Source organism: Puia sp. (genome assembly GCF_036500295.1).
Lineage (GTDB): Bacteria > Bacteroidota > Bacteroidia > Chitinophagales > Chitinophagaceae > Puia.
Genome location: NZ_DASYCH010000094.1, coordinates 1 through 16,432 on the forward strand (window position 1 = coordinate 1; position 16,432 = coordinate 16,432).

Annotated in this window: 14 protein-coding genes; 4 read left to right on the plus strand and 10 right to left on the minus strand. The window is 56.7% G+C overall.

The genetic code is table 11. The features are described from left to right. Positions 1–742 (minus strand): sulfite exporter TauE/SafE family protein (locus VGM48_RS18495; protein ID WP_331581898.1); only part of this gene is annotated, 742 nt, incomplete at its 3' end. A 519-nt stretch (positions 743–1,261) separates the two neighbouring features. Here VGM48_RS18495 and VGM48_RS18500 point away from each other — a divergent pair. Then, entirely contained in the window at positions 1,262–1,726 is a 465-nt protein-coding gene (locus VGM48_RS18500) for an ankyrin repeat domain-containing protein (RefSeq protein WP_331581900.1), read from the plus strand. A gap of 84 nt (positions 1,727–1,810) precedes the next feature. On the opposite strand, the gene VGM48_RS18505 is transcribed toward VGM48_RS18500, so the two are convergent. Continuing rightward, the gene (locus VGM48_RS18505) at positions 1,811–2,023 is read right to left on the minus strand and encodes a hypothetical protein (protein ID WP_331581902.1); all 213 of its coding nucleotides are present in this window, start codon (positions 2,021–2,023) and stop codon (positions 1,811–1,813) included. Between the two features lie 83 nt (positions 2,024–2,106). Here VGM48_RS18505 and VGM48_RS18510 point away from each other — a divergent pair, with 83 nt between their 5' ends. Further along, positions 2,107–3,681, plus strand: a complete 1,575-nt coding sequence (locus VGM48_RS18510) for a hypothetical protein (protein ID WP_331581904.1) — start codon at positions 2,107–2,109, stop codon at positions 3,679–3,681. Between the two features lie 48 nt (positions 3,682–3,729). Here the strand turns inward: VGM48_RS18510 and VGM48_RS18515 are convergent, their stop codons facing one another. From VGM48_RS18515 to VGM48_RS18550, 8 genes are all read right to left on the minus strand, one after another. Then, on the minus strand, positions 3,730–4,632 hold the full coding sequence (locus VGM48_RS18515; protein ID WP_331581905.1) for an OmpA/MotB family protein: 903 nt from the start codon (positions 4,630–4,632) through the stop codon (positions 3,730–3,732). A gap of 56 nt (positions 4,633–4,688) precedes the next feature. Beyond that, positions 4,689–5,027, minus strand: coding sequence for a hypothetical protein (locus VGM48_RS18520; RefSeq protein ID WP_331581906.1), 339 nt, complete (start codon positions 5,025–5,027; stop codon positions 4,689–4,691). Between the two features lie 91 nt (positions 5,028–5,118). After that, positions 5,119–5,676, minus strand: a complete 558-nt coding sequence (locus tag VGM48_RS18525) for a dihydrofolate reductase family protein (RefSeq protein WP_331581907.1) — start codon at positions 5,674–5,676, stop codon at positions 5,119–5,121. Between the two features lie 122 nt (positions 5,677–5,798). After that, complete coding sequence (locus VGM48_RS18530; protein WP_331581908.1) at positions 5,799–6,587, minus strand: helix-turn-helix transcriptional regulator; 789 nt, start codon at positions 6,585–6,587, stop codon at positions 5,799–5,801. A gap of 53 nt (positions 6,588–6,640) precedes the next feature. Continuing rightward, positions 6,641–7,930: an RNA polymerase sigma factor gene (locus tag VGM48_RS18535; RefSeq protein WP_331581909.1), complete on the minus strand. Its 1,290-nt coding sequence runs from the start codon at positions 7,928–7,930 to the stop codon at positions 6,641–6,643. Next, entirely contained in the window at positions 7,930–8,289 is a 360-nt protein-coding gene (locus tag VGM48_RS18540) for a YciI family protein (protein ID WP_331581910.1), read from the minus strand. The genes VGM48_RS18535 and VGM48_RS18540 overlap by 1 nt, the downstream gene beginning before the upstream one ends. A gap of 140 nt (positions 8,290–8,429) precedes the next feature. Beyond that, positions 8,430–13,403, minus strand: coding sequence for a PKD domain-containing protein (locus VGM48_RS18545; RefSeq protein WP_331581911.1), 4,974 nt, complete (start codon positions 13,401–13,403; stop codon positions 8,430–8,432). A 62-nt stretch (positions 13,404–13,465) separates the two neighbouring features. Next, positions 13,466–13,705: a hypothetical protein gene (locus VGM48_RS18550; protein WP_331581912.1), complete on the minus strand. Its 240-nt coding sequence runs from the start codon at positions 13,703–13,705 to the stop codon at positions 13,466–13,468. A gap of 73 nt (positions 13,706–13,778) precedes the next feature. Between VGM48_RS18550 and VGM48_RS18555 the strand changes: the two genes are divergently transcribed. Together VGM48_RS18555 and VGM48_RS18560 are read left to right on the plus strand one after the other, a co-directional pair. Then, complete coding sequence (locus tag VGM48_RS18555) at positions 13,779–14,471, plus strand: START domain-containing protein (protein ID WP_331581913.1); 693 nt, start codon at positions 13,779–13,781, stop codon at positions 14,469–14,471. A gap of 16 nt (positions 14,472–14,487) precedes the next feature. Next, positions 14,488–16,428: a KUP/HAK/KT family potassium transporter gene (locus tag VGM48_RS18560; RefSeq protein WP_331581914.1), complete on the plus strand. Its 1,941-nt coding sequence runs from the start codon at positions 14,488–14,490 to the stop codon at positions 16,426–16,428. Positions 16,429–16,432: the final 4 nt, after the last annotated feature.

Below are 16,432 nucleotides of genomic sequence, written 5' to 3' on the forward strand. Positions count from 1 at the left end.
TGATAAAAAAGACGAGCGTGATCGCAAAATTGAAGATCACAATACCCATCCGTAATTTGGCCGGATCGACCCGCCGCGTATACCAGGCTCCCAGGTAGCCGCCGGCAATGGTCGCCGTCATCATGATAACCGTGGGCAGCCAGGCCACTTTTCCCGCGATGATGAACAGCACCACCGCGATCGAATTGGCGATGCCCACAAATAGTGTTTTGTTAGCGTTGATCACCTTGATATCCGATACGCCAAAGAGGGCCCAAACCGCCATCATCATGATCCCGACGGCGCCCCCGAAATAACCTCCGTAGATCCCCAGCAGAAACTGCCCGCCCAGGATCAACCCCGGACCGATACGCATCTTCCGGCGAAGCCGGTTACCCAACTGCCGGCCAAACGCAAAGGCCAGCGAACCGGTCAGCAGAAGCCAGGGAACAAGAGTATTAAAACTGGCGGAAGGAGTATATAACAACAGAAGCGCCCCGGCACACCCCCCGGCAAGGGTCAATATGACCATCCATGTCATCGAAACCCCGGGAAACGGTTGGATATATTCCCGGAACTTCCAGGCGCTGGCCAGACTGCCGGGAAAAAGCGCCACCGTGCTCGAAGCATTAGCCTGGATCGGGGGCACTCCGCTATAAACCAACGCAGGAAAAGTAATAAAGCTGCCACCTCCGGCTGCGGCATTGATGGCCCCTGCCAGCAGGCCGACGACGAAAAGGAGAATAGCGGTAGCCGGATGCATAGCGGCAAAATTAAGCCGCTATCGTATTCAATGCATTATTATCTCCCGGCCCACTCAATTACCGGTAATGTTAAGCCGCAGCGGAGCAAAGTCGTGGGACTGGATCCCGATCAACCCATAGGCGGTCTCTCCGCTCTAGATCTCTCTATCGTGGAGATCGAACTCTTCCAGCTCTGTCCGAAAGTGCTTATTGGCTGTCGCCGCAACGGCAACGTTCAACACCGTGATGCCGGGTCCCGGGATAAGACCTATCGGAAAACTATTGCTGGATGTCTCCGTGTTGGAGATGCAAACTTTTTATTGTTGGATTGCAGGAGCACATCAAACTTATACGCGAAGTTGTCGCTCCCGGAAGATTCCGGATAATGCAGCCTGTCCGGGCGAATAGGCTTGTAAAATGTGGCATAGGATAGGGCTTTCCGGTAAAAACCCGCGGCGCCTTTGCCCGCGGGTTTTTATTTACGCCATAAGGGGTTGAAAATCCCGCCATGGCGTAATTACCTCACAAACAAGCCCACCATGAAAGCAATACGACTACTGATGATCTCGGCCCTTTGCGCGATGGCCCAACTCCTTTTTGCGCAGGAAATGCCCGCCGGCATAAACGACGCATTAAAGGCCGATGACTCCGCAAAACTGGCCACGCTGGTAACAAAGGATAATGTCAGCAACTGCTACCAGGAAGGCTCCTGGCAATACAGCCCGCTCTCCCAGGCCATTCGCCACAACGCGGTGAAATGCTTCAACCTGCTGATCGCCATGGGCGCAGATGTCAATAAAAGCTGTAGCGGTTATGTTCCGCCCCTGATGCATGCCGCAAAATACGGCCGCCTCGAAATGGTGAAGATACTCGTGTCGAAAGGTGCAAATGTCAATTATAAGTATAACGGCGACTATACCCCCGCCGATGGCGAGACCCCGCTGACCTACGCCGAAAAGAATAAGCATTCCGACGTAGCAGCCTACCTGCGTTCGTTAAAATAACCCCTCCCTTCAAATAAAAACCCGCGGCGCCTTTGCCCGCGGGTTCTTTTATTATCAACATAAACGCTGAGACCAACACCCAACCTACGGCCACGCCGGCAGATCGGTATCCACGCTTTTCCTCCGGGCATGCTGTGTAAGGAAAAACTCCCTTGCCCTTTCTAAGGCCTCCCGGATAGCGCTGCCCTCATCTACCCCATTTACCATCAGATTATTTGCGATCTCAACGGCTTTCTGGCGAAGCCTTACCGGTTGATTCCGATAGGCCGCCGGATAACTCCCATTACTCCATGACATATGTATTTCCCTTTTTTTACCGCTATGGAAATCTCATGCCAGCCAGTTCCCCCATATTCTATAAATTGTCCAAAATTTCGGCGATGCCCCAATCAAGACGAAGCTTCCTGCGCAACGGCGCCCACCTGGCCGCCCTCGCCGCTATCGGCCCGCTGGCTACCGGCAGCGAAACGCGCGCAAACTCATCCCCCGCAAGCACATCCGCAAACCCGTCAGCCCCCAACTCATCCCCCGCAAACTCATCAGCCCCACCCAATACCACCAGCGGCATCCAGATAGGCCCCGACTGCTTCGTCGACGAAGGCACCGACAAAGTCCTCGACATCCTCCAGGAAAAAGGCGCGGTCAACACCCTCTATCTTAGCACCTTTACCTACGACCGCGGAATCATCGGTCGAACGCCTGGAAAAGACTTTCCCGGCCATGGCGTCGACGCCACCGATAAAAACTATTTCCATGGTGGCAATTATGCCACACCCCATGCAAAATTCTATACAAACACCGCAATAAAAGGGGAACGCCTCAAGGCGCCGGATCTGGGTAATTTCGATATCCTCGCCGAGGTACTGCCAAAGGCGAAACGCCGCGGCATGAAGACCATCTGCTCGATCCAGGACGGGTTCAGCTATCCCGCCGATATGCCCTTTGTCGCGGAGATGCATGAGATCGATCTCCAGGGCCGGAAAAGCGGGGCCTTATGTTTCTTCAACCCCGACGTCCGGGAGTTTTGGACCTCCGTGGCCCGCGACCTCTGCTCCTCCTACGACATCGACGGCGTTCTGCTGTTCAACGAACGCAACGGCCCACTGCTGAATGCCATCGGCGTAAGCCATGCCCAAGCCATCGATTCGGCCCGCGTCACCTGCTTCTGCCCGCATCACGAGCGAGCGGCCAAAGCCCACGGCATCGATTTCCAACGCGCAAAGGAGGGCTATGCCCAACTCGATCGCTTCGTACAAAAAGCATTGAACGACCAACGCCCCTCCGACGGCTATTATGTCGAATTCGAACGCCTCCTGCTCCGCTATCCCGAGATCATGGCCTATAACCAGCTTTTCGACACCGGCAAACACCAGATCCTAAAAGATATTTACACCTCCGTCAAGTCCATTCGCAAGGACCTCGAGGTCGGCTTCCACATCGAACATACCAACTCTTTCAATCCCCTCTACCGCGCCACCCGCGACTATGCGCAGCTGGCCGAACTCGCCGACTTCCTCAAGGTCGTGGTGTATAACAACTGCGGCGGCGAACGCTATGTCAATTTCATCCGCAACATCAGCCAAACAGTGTTCCGCGACGTCCCGCCGGGCGAACTCATGCAGCTTAACAACCGCCTGCTCAACTACGCCAACGAAGCGCCGATAGAAACGCTCGCCGCTGCCGGACTCTCCCCCGACTATGTCTTCCGGGAAACCCAACGGGCCAAAGCCGGGGTAGGAGGGAAGTGCCGCATCCTCCCGGGGATCGATGTCAATATCCCCACCGGGGCGAAAAGCCGGAAAGCCTCCCCCGACGACACCTACCAGGCAACCCTAAGCGCCTTCAAAGGCGGCGCCGACGGGGTCATCCTTTCCCGTAAATATTCTGAAATGCGCCTCGACAACCTCGCCGCCGCCGGCCGCGCCATCCGCGAATCCGCCAGGGTCCAACGCTGACCCGAAGCAGTCCTTGGTGCCAAAAAAGATTAGGTAATTACCCGCCTCTCACGGCAGGCTTCCAGCTACGGTCTCATCCTGCTTGTGCTCCAGCAACCGCAACAGCGGGTCCAGCTGCGGATGGATCACCACCCGCGTCCGGCGATTGGCCGCACGCCCTTCCGGCGTGTCCGTCGGCGCCATCCCGGGATATTCACTCCGCCCCGCGGCCGTCATCCGCAGCGGCGAGATGGAAAAGTCCGTTTGCAATATGCGGATCACCGATGTCGAACGCTTAACACTAAGATCCCAGTCGTCGACAAGTACCTCCTGCGGATGCACCACGCTTTCGGTATGAGCCAGCACCGTAAACTCGACATCGGGTTGATCGTTCAAGACCCTCGCCAGCCGGCCCAGCACCTGCTTTGCCTTATCATCTATTTTGTAGCTGTCGCTGTCACTGTTGAACAGCAGTTTTTCGGAAAGATCGACATAGACCGTCCCCTTCTCGATCTTGATCGCCGCATCCTCGCCATAGCCGCCAAGCGCCGCCTTTAACTGGAGCACCACGGCAAGGTTCACCGAGTCACGATGGGAGATCGCAGCCCGCAACTGCTGGATATAGATGTCTTTCGCCCCGATATTATCGAGACTGCGCTTGATGCTCTCGGCCTGCGCGCTGCTAAGCGTGGACAGATCCAGTAGCTGTTTCCGTAAAGAGGTGTTGTTATCCTGCGTGGCGGTGAGCAGCCCGTTCAGGCTGGTCATTTGTGATTGGATATCCTTCTTCTGTTGGGTGAGATCGGCATTGGAGGTCTGGCAGGTTTTCAGCGTCTGCATCGTCCAGGCATAAAGCGAGTCGCTTTTCTGCGCATGGGTCTCCATAGCCTTAAATTTTCCCGAGCTGACACAGCTGTTGAAGAGGACTACGGTAGGTAAAAAGACAACGAGGTAAGTATGGGTCGGTCGCATAAAAGGGTTTATCGCCCCCAAATTACTACATATTTCCCTTTTTTGCCAACCCCGCCTTAGGATACCTCCGTCAGCTCCATTTTGAACGTCAGCACCGAGGACCGGGTCATCTGGATCGTCACTTTCTTATCCTGCAGGAACTTCCTCATCACCGGGTCGGCATTCAGCACCGCAAAAAGGTCTTTTCCCATCGGGGGAAGACTGATGCTGTTTTCCACCTTCCCGTTCAGGATGTCCAGGTTAAAGGAAAAATTGGGATTCTTTCTGTTGTCGATGGATTGAAGCTCTATCTTACTCAAGGTGATCTGCTGCGCTTCATTTATGGCCTTTTTCAGCAGGATTCTGATGGCGGGCAAATATTTCGTCCACAGCGCAACCGACCTTCCTTCATTCATATTTATACGTTTTTTGGGTGTACCCGGCCCATTAATATAGGCGAATAGATATGCAATGATACGCTTTATTGCGCTGGAAACGGTTATTTTCTCACGCCCCCGTCCCGTAGACAAGTTGTAACACGCTCTTGTCGAGGGATTTACTGCTTATCAGATTCAATCCCATCGCCGGGATTCCCGCTTCAAAATACCGCTTCCCGGCCCCCATTATAAAGGGATGTACCAGTAGCCGGACCTCGTCGACAAGCCCGGCCCGCAGCAGCGAATTCGCCAGTATGCCGCTCCCCTCGATCCGTATCTCCCCACCGGACCCGGCTTTCAACCGGCGTACAGCCTCCACCACATCCTCCCGGATGATCGTCGAATTCGCCCAGGGCGCCGATGCCAGCCGCGTAGAGACCACAAACTTCGGTGAATGATTCAATTTCCCCGCCACCCCGTCCATCTCGCCATCAGGCAATTTTGACCAGTAGGGCATCAGCATTTCGTACGTCGTGCGTCCCATCAAAAGGACGTCCGATCCCATCACAGACTCGCGGATCGCCGCCTGCCGGCTCTTGCTGTCAAAGGGAAAGAACCAATGGGGCATAAGTGCGGCATCAAAGACGCCATCCAGCGTCATCCAGGCCGAAGCTACCAGCTTGCTCATATAATTTTAGTTTTATAAGCACAAGATAGCCCGAGGTCTATCCGGAAAATAGAACAAAACCGACAATCTCAGCCGGCCAACTCCTCGCGGCACGCCGCCAGCTTCCCCGCAGCCACCATTTTCTATCCTTTTAACCCCGCCAAAAACGCAGTCGTCCGCGCCAGATATTCCTTCGGCGTACAACCCGTAAACTGGCGAAACACCCGGATCAGATGGCTCTGGTCTGCATACCCATTATCATAAGCAATATCACTCAGCCGCGAAAACTCCCCCATCGACAACTGCCGGAACGCCGGCTGAAACTGGCAGATCCGGCTGTATGCTTTCGGCGACACCCCTACATGCTCGGCAAAAAGCCGCTGCAAACTTCGCTCCGTCACCCGCAACTCCTCCTGCAGCGACCTCAACGCCCCCCATCCATTATTCGCGGCAATAACCTGCGTCGCATAACCCGCTACCACATTTCCCTCCCGCGCCACCGCGCAAAGCCCAACCACAAACTCCTCCATCAACCGCAACCGCTCATTCAACGCAGCCGATCCCAACTCCCCCGCCAATCCCAATCGCTCCATCAACCCAACCTTCCGCGCATGCGGCCAATCCTCCAACCCCATACAAAGATCCGTCACCTCATCAGCCCGCAACCCAAACAAAGGTCCAAGCCGGTGCGGCTTTAGAAACCAGGCGATCAGGGTCAGGTGACCTGCCGCCCGAACAAGGATTGGCGCCACGTTCTGTCCATATAACACCAACCTCGCGCTGCCGCCAGAACACTGATAGACGATCGATGGCATCGCCTTCGCCACCAGCGGAACATCCCATTCTCCGGACAAATGCTCCACCTGCAACACCGTAATGCCGCTCACAACATCCGCCAGCATCGGCGGTGGCAAAAACTCCCGTAAGATCATAAGTAAATATACAATACATCCTCCGCGGTGTGTAGCCCCGGTCTCGAACACTTTTATTCCTCGGAGCGGCAAGCCTCCAGTTTCCCCGCAATCACCGCCTTCTCTGCCTCCGTTCCCGCCAGCGCCAGAGCCCGCTCGAAATGCGCCACGGCGGCGCCGGCATCGATCCCGCTATAAAGCTCCCCCAGCAAACTGTGATAAAACAAATTCCCCTCCAGCCCCAGCCCCTCCGTCTCCGCGATCGCCGCCGCCTTCCCATATACCCGCGAATAGGCATAGGCCCGGTTCAGCGCCGCCACCGGCAAATACACCTCCATCAAAAGCCGGTTATAAAGCATCAGGATATTCTCCCACTTCTCCTTGCTGTCCGCGGGATGCGTATGCCACCAGGCGATCGCCGCCTCATAATGATACCGCGACTCCAACCCCCGCTCACAGGCCCGGTCAAAGAAATAATTCCCGCGTTCGATCAACTCCATATCCCAACGGCTGCTGTCCTGCTGCTCATACAACACCAGTCCCCCTGCATCGTCGAATCGAGCTTCAAACCGCGAAGCCTGAAAACACATCAGCGCAAGCAACGCATACACATCGGCCCGTACCACCCTGCCTGCCCGGCCGCTCCCGTCTGCATCCCCCTTCACCCCCGCACCGGTGCCCTCCCCCGTCAGCAAAAAACAAAGCCGCATCGCCTCCAGGCAGAGGTCCTTCCTCAAAACCATCGACGGATTCGCGGAATAATATCCTTCATTAAAAAGCAAGTAAAGCGTCATCAAAACCGCATCCAGCCGCGAAGCAAGCCCCGGACCCGCCGGCATCTCCAACTGCACCCCCTCCTCCCGCAACCGTTCCTTCGCCCGGTAGAGCCGCTTGTTGACCGTAGCCCTCGTCGTCAGCAACGCCTGCGCGATCTCGTCGATGGTAAATCCGCAAAGCACCCGCAACGCCAGCGAAACCTGCGCCTCCACCGGGATCACCGGGTGGCAAACGGCAAACATCATCCGCAGCTGACTGTCGACGATCCCCTGCGCCGAAACATCCCATTCCGGTTCCACCCCCTCTCCCCCCGAATTTCGCCTCAGCTCATCTCTTGCCCAATCCCGCACCACCCGCTCATGCTTCAACCCATTGAACGCATTGTTGCGCGCAACGGCATACAGCCAGGCAACGGGGTTGTCGGGAATCCCCTTCATCCCCCAGCTCTCCGCCGCGGACAAAAAGGTTTCAGAGACGATGTCCTCCGCCGCGTCCATCTGGTCAAAACCAAAACGGGCGCAGAGGAGGGACACCATCCTACTGTACTCCTGCCGGTATAACCGCGGTATCAATTCCCTGTCTTCCATTATTCCGCATTATCCGGCGCCACCAGCGGCCGCACTTCCACCGACCCGCCGGGCGCAAACAGGATCGGACATCCCTTAGCCATCTCCGCCGCCTCCTCGGGTGTCTCCCCCCGGACGATAACATACCCATTGATAAATTCCTTCACCTCCGTATACGGCCCATCCGAAACCACCCCATTCGCGCCAACCCACTTCGACCCCTTCACCCCCAACCGGTTCCCATTGCTCACAAGCCGGTCCTTCGCCGCAATGCCCCCCATCCAATTCATCCAGGTCGTCATCCGTTGCTGCATCTCGGCAGGTGACAAAGAAGCCCCGGGATTGTTTTCTACGCGGAAGATCAATGCAAACTCTTTCATAACAAACATTTTTTTGGTTATTAATACCCTATAGACAACCGGCTGCAAATGGGTAGGACAAAGCAAACAATTTTTTTTTAATCGCCCCCCGCAAAAAAAAGCGCCCCCGAATGGGGGCGCTACAAACTAACAAATAAAAACTAATCTTTCAACAACTTAAACAACACCGCGGCTCTCCCCGCCATCTGCACCTTCAGCAGATACACCCCTCTCGTCACCCCGGGCAGGGAAACCGATTGCTGCAACATCGCCCCGGTCTTTTCCAGCACATTCTCCTGCAACACCCGGCCACTCGCATCCAGTACCGTGACGATCACCTTGCCCTGGTAGTCATTCTGCGCAGACACCGTCACGCTGCCGCCAACCACGGGGTTCGGATACACCCGCACAAACTCAGCCGCTACGCCCGCACTATCAAACCGGGCGCCAAAACCGCTGGCCGCGGATACCACAACCCCACTCTGAAACGGCCCATTCCCAACTTTCCTCGACAGCAGGAACCACTCGAACACATTCAGACTGTCCTGCGTCCTTCCACTGCCCCGCAACGAACTGATAGCCCCCGCCGAGGTCGTGATCGCCGGACAGCCATTATCACAATTGGCCGTATGACCATAATAGTTACCAACCGGCCGGTAGGTCGTATCATACACCAGGTTCCAGGTCGTATCCGGCCCGCCGATCAGCGTCAGCTTATCTGCCGGCGTCGGACTCAGAACATTGACGCTGTCATGATACCTGATCTGTACGCCCAACAAGCCATCTCCATCACCCGAAACCGTCCACACCCGGACGCCAAAGTTCTTACTCGTATGCCGCAGCTGGGCCTCTACCTGCACATCGGTCAATCCGTTCACCCCATCCACCCCAAACGAACTCGAGGTGGCCGCCGCCGCAATCTTCTTGATAAAGCTGCTGTCGCCGCTGCCCAGACAGGTGAACACGCCATCTCCGCCGGCCGCAAAGCCCGTAAAGTAGATCCGCGTGGTATCGATCCGGTAACGCGCCAGGACATCGGGCAGGATATACTTCAGCGAATTATAGTTAGGCGTGAAGTTGGCGTCCTGCGGCGAAACCACCACAAACTCGTAACCCGAATCCGTACCCGGGGCCACGGCATACGGGTTCCATCCGCCCGCGATCACCGAAGGCAATCCCGCCGTCGTCAGCTTGCTGACCGAACTGCGTCCACTGCCGGACTGCTGATAACTATGGAGGGAGATGATCAACGGATACCGCTTCCCGGGATTACCCGCATAGGTCGGCGGCAGCCAGGTCAGCCCATACTCGCGATCCCCCCACTCATCCGCCGGGAAGCTGTCCACCAACTGCCGGCCCACCGTCGTACCCGCCGCGTTGACGGTCACCGTGACCCGCGCGGTATCGGCGCCGCCATTCAACGACAATTTAAAAATATAGACACCCTGGATAAGCCCGCTCACCCGCGTCGTATCATTGGTCGGCGTCACCAGCGTCGGCGCATTCGGCCCGCTGACAACCGTCCACAACCAGCTGCTGACCGATCCCGTGCTGCCCCGCCCATCCAACACCGTGCTGTCCTGCGGCAGGGTGATCGTCTGATCCGTACCGGCACTCGCCACCGGCGCCTCACCACAAGTCGTCGAATAGAAAACCGTGTGACCCGCATTACCCGTATACACCACGATACTCTCCCCGACAGGGCTCGTATTGCCGCAGATAAAGTTGCCGGTCGACTGCAGCCCCGTCGAATGGTCCTCGATCTGGATCGCCGAGGTATTATCGGTCGTCGAAGTATAACACTTGAACCGGCCGATCACATTGTTCTTGATCCAAAACTGCGTGCTGTCCTGTCCTTGTACGGCCGTTCCCGCCGGGTTATCCGTCGTATAGACCCGCTGCCGCGTATCCACCCAGATGGCGTAGGGCCAGGTCAGCGCATTGTCATACACCGGCTCGGTAGCGGGATTTATCGACTCCGCCTCGGACGTCGACAGGTTATAGGCCCGTAAAAAGCCCGAACTGTCTGTATGATTATTCTCGATCCGCACCGGCTTATTCGTCCCGCAGGCCCCGATGGACGCGATAGCCCAGGTATAGGTGTCGGAGATCGTATTATCATGGATATAGGCATGGGTATACAACCCCACGCTGATCCCCGTGCCCTGTGCATCATCCCCATTCATCCCACTATGCTTCACCGTATTGTAGGCGATCTCACTCACCCCGCTGTCCGCATTGGCCAGCTGGATGCCGCCCCGGCCCGTACTGTCCACGTAGTTGTTCCAGATCTTGGTATAGCCGTTCTTCATCGGTATCGGATAACGCGTCACGCCGTTGCAATCCACCGGTCGCAGATCGTATGACGCGTTGTCGGGCGACGTATTACCGATATACATTCCCTCGTTCCAGATACCCACGATCCGGTTGTCATGGATGAACACACTGTCCAGCACCCAATTCGGATAGTTGAGCGAATCCGCGCAATCCGGGTCGGTCTGTACCTGTATCCCCAGCCCGATATTATGGATGCTGACGCTGTCGATCTCTACATTCTTGCTCCGGCCGGTGACCGAGATGCCGAAAGGGCCCTGCGGCCGCAGACTCGGATCGGTACCCGTGATCTGCCAGCCATAATGCACACCCGATGCGCCGTTCCCCGTCAGCTTCACATAACTCGAATTACTGATCGTGATCGTATTTCCCCGTACCCATGTCTGACCGCCTTCATTGATCATCACCAGCGGACATGAGGGATTGCCCTTGAACCCGTCCAGCGTGATATAGGTCCAGTAGGCGCCAAAGGAATTCAGCGAAGGAAAGGCTAGCGTATCTCCGGGCTGGAACTGCGAAATATCCGTCGTGCCGCCATTGGCTGCCCAGAATGCCGTATCGCCGTTGGGCGTGATCTCCCACCGGTGCCGCGATCCGCAGGCGGGATAGGGTCCGGTGCCGCCGCCCGACCCACCCGAAGAAGAATCCACCGTCACCGTCACGATCGCGCTGTTCTTCTGCTGATGACTGTCAAGTACCGTCACCTCGAATACATTGGCGCCCACCGGTAAATGCTTCACCGTCGTATTGGCCGCCGAAGGCGTCGTGATCGTCGCCGCCGAAGTCGCCACATTCTGGAACATATTCATTCCCACCACCTGTCTGAAGAGTTGCAGATGGCCCAGGTTGTTGAAGTGGATACTGTCACCCGCATCATAGGCCGGGATCCTATAGGTAGTGCCCGGTTGCACCATATTGTCATAGAAATCGATCACATGCGAACCAAACCGGTTGAGGATGCTGTCCCGAACCACCTGCAGGAATTGCTGCTTTGCCGTGGTGTTAAAGGCTTCATCGCTCCTCGGCTGGGTCGTCGTGATATACCAGACGATGCCAAGATGCGTCAGCGTATCGGCGAGGTATTGCAATGGGAACATGATCTCCGGCATCGTCAGCACGTCAAACCCGTTGGTCGGGAAATTGATCAGCACATGCGTCGGATGATGCGCCAGCAAGGCGGTAATATTACTGGCCGGGTCCGGCACATCCGCCGGGCTCAGCTTCGTGGTCACATCCGAAGGCGGAACATAACCCGTCGGCATCGCCTGATAAGGATTGTACCCGAACTGCGCCAGATCGACCACCGAGTCGACAATCCCGTTGGCAATATAGAAGGCCTTCAGCCGCCCGGCATAGCTGCTGTCGAAATTGTCCGCCCCGCCGCCGGCGCTGGTCGAACTCCCAAGGATCCCCAGCCGGCTCTTCGCCTGTCCCGGTACCTTGAACTTGCTCCACGTAGTCGAGGTCAGCGTAGCACAGGAAAGGCTATTGGTCGAGGTCAGCGAAGCCGAATCCCTGGGGGATGTTATCGTCTGGTTCGAATCCGCGCTAACCGTTGGCGGTGCATAGGTACAGCCCGACAGATTCACGGTGATCGTCACATCACTCGTCGACGTCGCCGAAGCATCATTGGTCACCGTCAGCCGGAAGACATAGGTCCCGCCGCCAAGCCCCGTCACCGTCGTCGTCGCGGAGGAGGGCGAAGTGATCGTGGCCGATCCGCCGCTGACCTTCGTCCAGGCATACGAACTGATGGTATGTCCACTGCCCGCCGATCCGCTGCCCGTCAGGGTCACCGAAGAAGTGGGCAGCGTGATGATCTGGTTGGAACCCGCACTGGCGGAGGGTAGGGGAGAAGCGCCCCGGGTATGCAGCAACAGCCACTCATAAAGGTTCAGACTGTCCTGCGTAACACCGCTGCCCGGGACAGCGCTGCCATGGTTGGTGAGCGCCGGCGCCGTTATCGACGCACAGCCGTTGTCACAGTTGGCTGTATGCGTATAGCTGTTCAGGATCGGCCGGTAGACCGTATCATAAAAAACATCCCAGGGCCCGTGGCCATATCCAGAGATAACCGTCAGCTTATCCGCCGCACTCGGATTTTGTAAATTCAGACTGTCGTGATAGGCGACATTGATCCCGAGAAAACTATCCCCGTCGCCGATGACATTCCAAAAGGCCAGTCCATATAGCTTGGAGGCGTATTGGAGATTGTGCACCACCTGCGCGTCACTCAACCCGTTGGCGCCATCGATCCCCGCACTGCTATAGGTCGCCACCGCCGCGATCCGCCGGATAAAATTGCTGTCGCCGCTGCCCGCTACCGTAAACACCCCATCCCCTCCCGCGGAGAGCCCCGTCAGATACATGCGGGTCGTATCAACCCGGTATTTGCTCAGCACGTTCGGCAGGATAAAATGCACCTGGTCATAATTATAAGACCAGGATGACGCCTGCGGCGACACCACGATAAATTCATAGGTCTGCCCATCCTTTGGATTCACGGCCTTCGGCTGGAACCCGTTGGCGATCAGCTTGGGCAACCCCTGGTTGAGGAGGTTGCTCAGTCCCGCCGTACCCGTGCCGGTTTCCCCTGCGCCATGCAGAAAAATGATCAGCGGATAGGACTTGCCGGGATTCGACGCATACGAAGCCGGCAGCCAGACAAGGCCGTAGGTGGAGTCGCTGAATACATCTCTGGGAAATCGATCGATATGTTGGTTACCGACCAGGGTTTGTGAAAAAAGGGGCAACTGCAGACATAGTAATGCCGCGAAGAGTAGGGGTAGATGTTTTTTCATAATACAAGGTTGACCGCGAATCTCGGCTATGCAACCGCATTCAAATCGCAGCCGGCGGAAATTTACATTCCCTTGTTTCTCGTCTTACCTCCATCCACCATCGGCCGTAGTTGGACGACCTCGATGCCCTCGATCGTGGCGGGAAAATCGTTGTAGATGGTGGTGCTCCTCGGCCCAAGCGTCAGCTCGGTAGAAGTTTGCGGTTTTGCCGTCGGGGGAGCGTCCTTCTTGTCGCCCTGGCAGGCGGAAAAGATCAGCAGAAAAGCGGCCCAGCCGGCGATACTCCATTTGTGTATTGTCATATTCAGGCGGTTACTGTCAATTTTATTTATTTTTGGGCCAAACCATCCGAACACCCGGGTTGTTCTAACACCTATGACCACCTCGCTGACCTACCGCTCCTTATCGCCTTCCCGGAGTATCCCGTTTCCCCGGACACTCCTGCTTTTTGCCCTCGTGGCGGCTACCCTCTTCGCCTCCGCCCAGCCCGACTGGCAACTGCGAACGGAGAGAAAGGATATCAAAGTCTATACCCGAACCTACCCCGATAGCAAATACAAAGCCATTAAAGTTGAATTAATTTTGCAAAGCACCCTTTCCCGGCTCGTTTCCGTCCTCCTCGACGTAAAAACCGCCCCGGAATGGGTATATGCTACCAAATCGGCCGTCCTCCTCAAGCAGGTCTCCCCGTCCGAACTCATCTATTACTCCGAAGTAAAGCTCCCCTGGCCCATGAGCAACCGCGATTTCATCGCCCGCCTCATCACCACGCAGGATCCCGCCACCAGGATCGTCACCATCAACGGCCCGACCCTCACCGACTATGTCCCGGAAAAAAAGGAGATCGTTCGCGTAAAGCGCTCCGAAGGAAAATGGCTCCTCACACCCGTGGGCCGCGAGCATATCAGGGTAGAGTATACGCTGCGCACCGACCCCGGCGGCGATATCCCCGCCTGGCTCTTCAATCTCTTCGTCACCAAGGGCCCCCTCGAATCCTTCGAAAACCTGAAGGCCCAGCTCAATAAACCCGAATACGCCCACTGCAAGCTACCCTTCATCGTCGACTAATCCCGTACCTTTGGGTATGCAGGTCAACTTCCAACGGGCATCCACCGCGGGCTTCTTGATCGCCCTCGGCATCATCTACGGGGACATCGGGACCTCCCCGCTCTATACGCTCCAAACCATCTTCAACGAGGGCGGACAGATAGACAAAGCGCTCGTCTTCGGGGCCATCTCCTGCATCTTCTGGACCCTCACCCTCCAAACGACGTTCAAATATGTGATCATCACCATCCGCGCGGACAACCATGGTGAAGGCGGCGTATTCTCCTTATACGCCCTGGTCCGCCGCTATGGCAAATGGCTGGTCTATCCCGCCATCATCGGCGCGGGCACCCTCCTGGCCGACGGCATCATTACCCCACCCATCACCGTTACCTCCGCCATCGAAGGGCTCAATATGGTCCCGGCCCTCGCGGCACATATCGTCCCCGGCAACAACCTCGTGATGGAGATCGTGCTGGTCATCCTGCTCCTGCTCTTTATCTTCCAGCGTTTCGGCACAAAGGTCGTCGGCGGCTCCTTCGGCCCCATCATGTTCCTTTGGTTCGGCATGCTCTCTTTTGCAGGTATCCGCCAGATCATCCAGTACCCGGAGATCTTCGCCGCCCTCAACCCCTTCTATGGACTTCGTCTCCTCATCGACCACCCTCACGGCTTCTGGCTGCTCGGCGCGATCTTTCTCTGTACCACGGGCGCGGAAGCACTTTATTCCGATCTGGGCCACTGTGGCCGCCCCAACATCTATGTCAGCTGGACCTACGTCAAACTCTCGCTGGTACTCAATTATCTCGGTCAGGGCGCCTGGGTGCTGCTCCGCGGTAAACCCGGCCTCGACGGCATCAACCCCTTCTTCGCCATCGTACCGGACCACTTCCTCCTCGTCAGCGTCATCATCGCCACCGTCGCCTCCATCATCGCAAGCCAGGCCCTCATCAGCGGATCGTTCACCCTCATCAGCGAGGCGATCAGTCTCGGTTTCTGGCCACGCATCAAGGTGAAATACCCCACGGAAATCCGCGGGCAGATCTATATACCCACCATCAACTGGATCCTCTTCACCGGCTGCGCGCTCGTTGTACTTTATTTTCGAACGAGTGAGGCCATGACGGCCGCCTATGGCTTCTCCATCACCGTGGCGATGCTCATGACCACCGTCCTCGTCTTCTACTTCCTGCGATACATCAAGAAATGGCCGTTCTGGATCGTCGGCGCCATCGTAACTGTTTTCCTGCTGGTGGAAACCTCCTTCTTCGTGGCCAACGCCGTAAAACTCCTCAAGCGGCTCTTCTTCCTCGTCTTCGAACTCGGCCTCATCGGCACGATGTACACCTGGTACAACGCCCGCAAGATCACCATCCGGCTCCTGAAGTTCGCCAGCCTCATGCCCCTGCTTCCTGACCTGGAAAAGCTCAGTCATGATACCCAACTCCCGAAATACTCGAAGCATCTCGTCTATCTCACCCGCGCTTCCCGCCACGAAATAGAAACGCGGATCATCGATTCTATCTTCGACAACCCGCCAAAACGCGCCGATCTCTATTGGTTTGTAAATTTTGAACGGGCGGACGACCCCTACACCGTAGAGTATGACGTCGAAGCCCTCGTCCCCGGCAAGGTCATCCGCGTCAACTTCCACCTCGGCTTCCGCGTCCAGCCCCGCATCGGCATCATGCTTCGCAAGGTCGCCGAAGAAATGGCCGCCGCCGGCGAGATACCCATGGCCGGCCGCCCCAAAGATTTCAAGTTTATCATCATGGAACGTTTCCTCTCCTACGACAACGAATTCTCCGCCCGCGACAACTTCATCCTCAACGCCTACTTCAGCCTCCTCCACCTCGCCCGCTCCGACAGCAGCGCCTACGGTATCGACACCGACCAGGCCGTCATCGAAAAAGTCCCCCTCGTCATCACCCCCGTCAGCAAGATCACCCTCAAACGCATCGACCGGAAACCCCATTAACCCC

Coding starts and splice junctions, on each gene's coding strand:
- VGM48_RS18500 (WP_331581900.1), top strand. CDS start 1,262: ATGAAAGCAATACGACTACTGATGATCTCGGCCCTTTGCGCGATGGCC.
- VGM48_RS18505 (WP_331581902.1), bottom strand. CDS start 2,023: ATGTCATGGAGTAATGGGAGTTATCCGGCGGCCTATCGGAATCAACCG.
- VGM48_RS18510 (WP_331581904.1), top strand. CDS start 2,107: ATGCCCCAATCAAGACGAAGCTTCCTGCGCAACGGCGCCCACCTGGCC.
- VGM48_RS18515 (WP_331581905.1), bottom strand. CDS start 4,632: ATGCGACCGACCCATACTTACCTCGTTGTCTTTTTACCTACCGTAGTC.
- VGM48_RS18520 (WP_331581906.1), bottom strand. CDS start 5,027: ATGAATGAAGGAAGGTCGGTTGCGCTGTGGACGAAATATTTGCCCGCC.
- VGM48_RS18525 (WP_331581907.1), bottom strand. CDS start 5,676: ATGAGCAAGCTGGTAGCTTCGGCCTGGATGACGCTGGATGGCGTCTTT.
- VGM48_RS18530 (WP_331581908.1), bottom strand. CDS start 6,587: ATGATCTTACGGGAGTTTTTGCCACCGCCGATGCTGGCGGATGTTGTG.
- VGM48_RS18535 (WP_331581909.1), bottom strand. CDS start 7,930: ATGGAAGACAGGGAATTGATACCGCGGTTATACCGGCAGGAGTACAGT.
- VGM48_RS18540 (WP_331581910.1), bottom strand. CDS start 8,289: ATGAAAGAGTTTGCATTGATCTTCCGCGTAGAAAACAATCCCGGGGCT.
- VGM48_RS18545 (WP_331581911.1), bottom strand. CDS start 13,403: ATGAAAAAACATCTACCCCTACTCTTCGCGGCATTACTATGTCTGCAG.
- VGM48_RS18550 (WP_331581912.1), bottom strand. CDS start 13,705: ATGACAATACACAAATGGAGTATCGCCGGCTGGGCCGCTTTTCTGCTG.
- VGM48_RS18555 (WP_331581913.1), top strand. CDS start 13,779: ATGACCACCTCGCTGACCTACCGCTCCTTATCGCCTTCCCGGAGTATC.
- VGM48_RS18560 (WP_331581914.1), top strand. CDS start 14,488: ATGCAGGTCAACTTCCAACGGGCATCCACCGCGGGCTTCTTGATCGCC.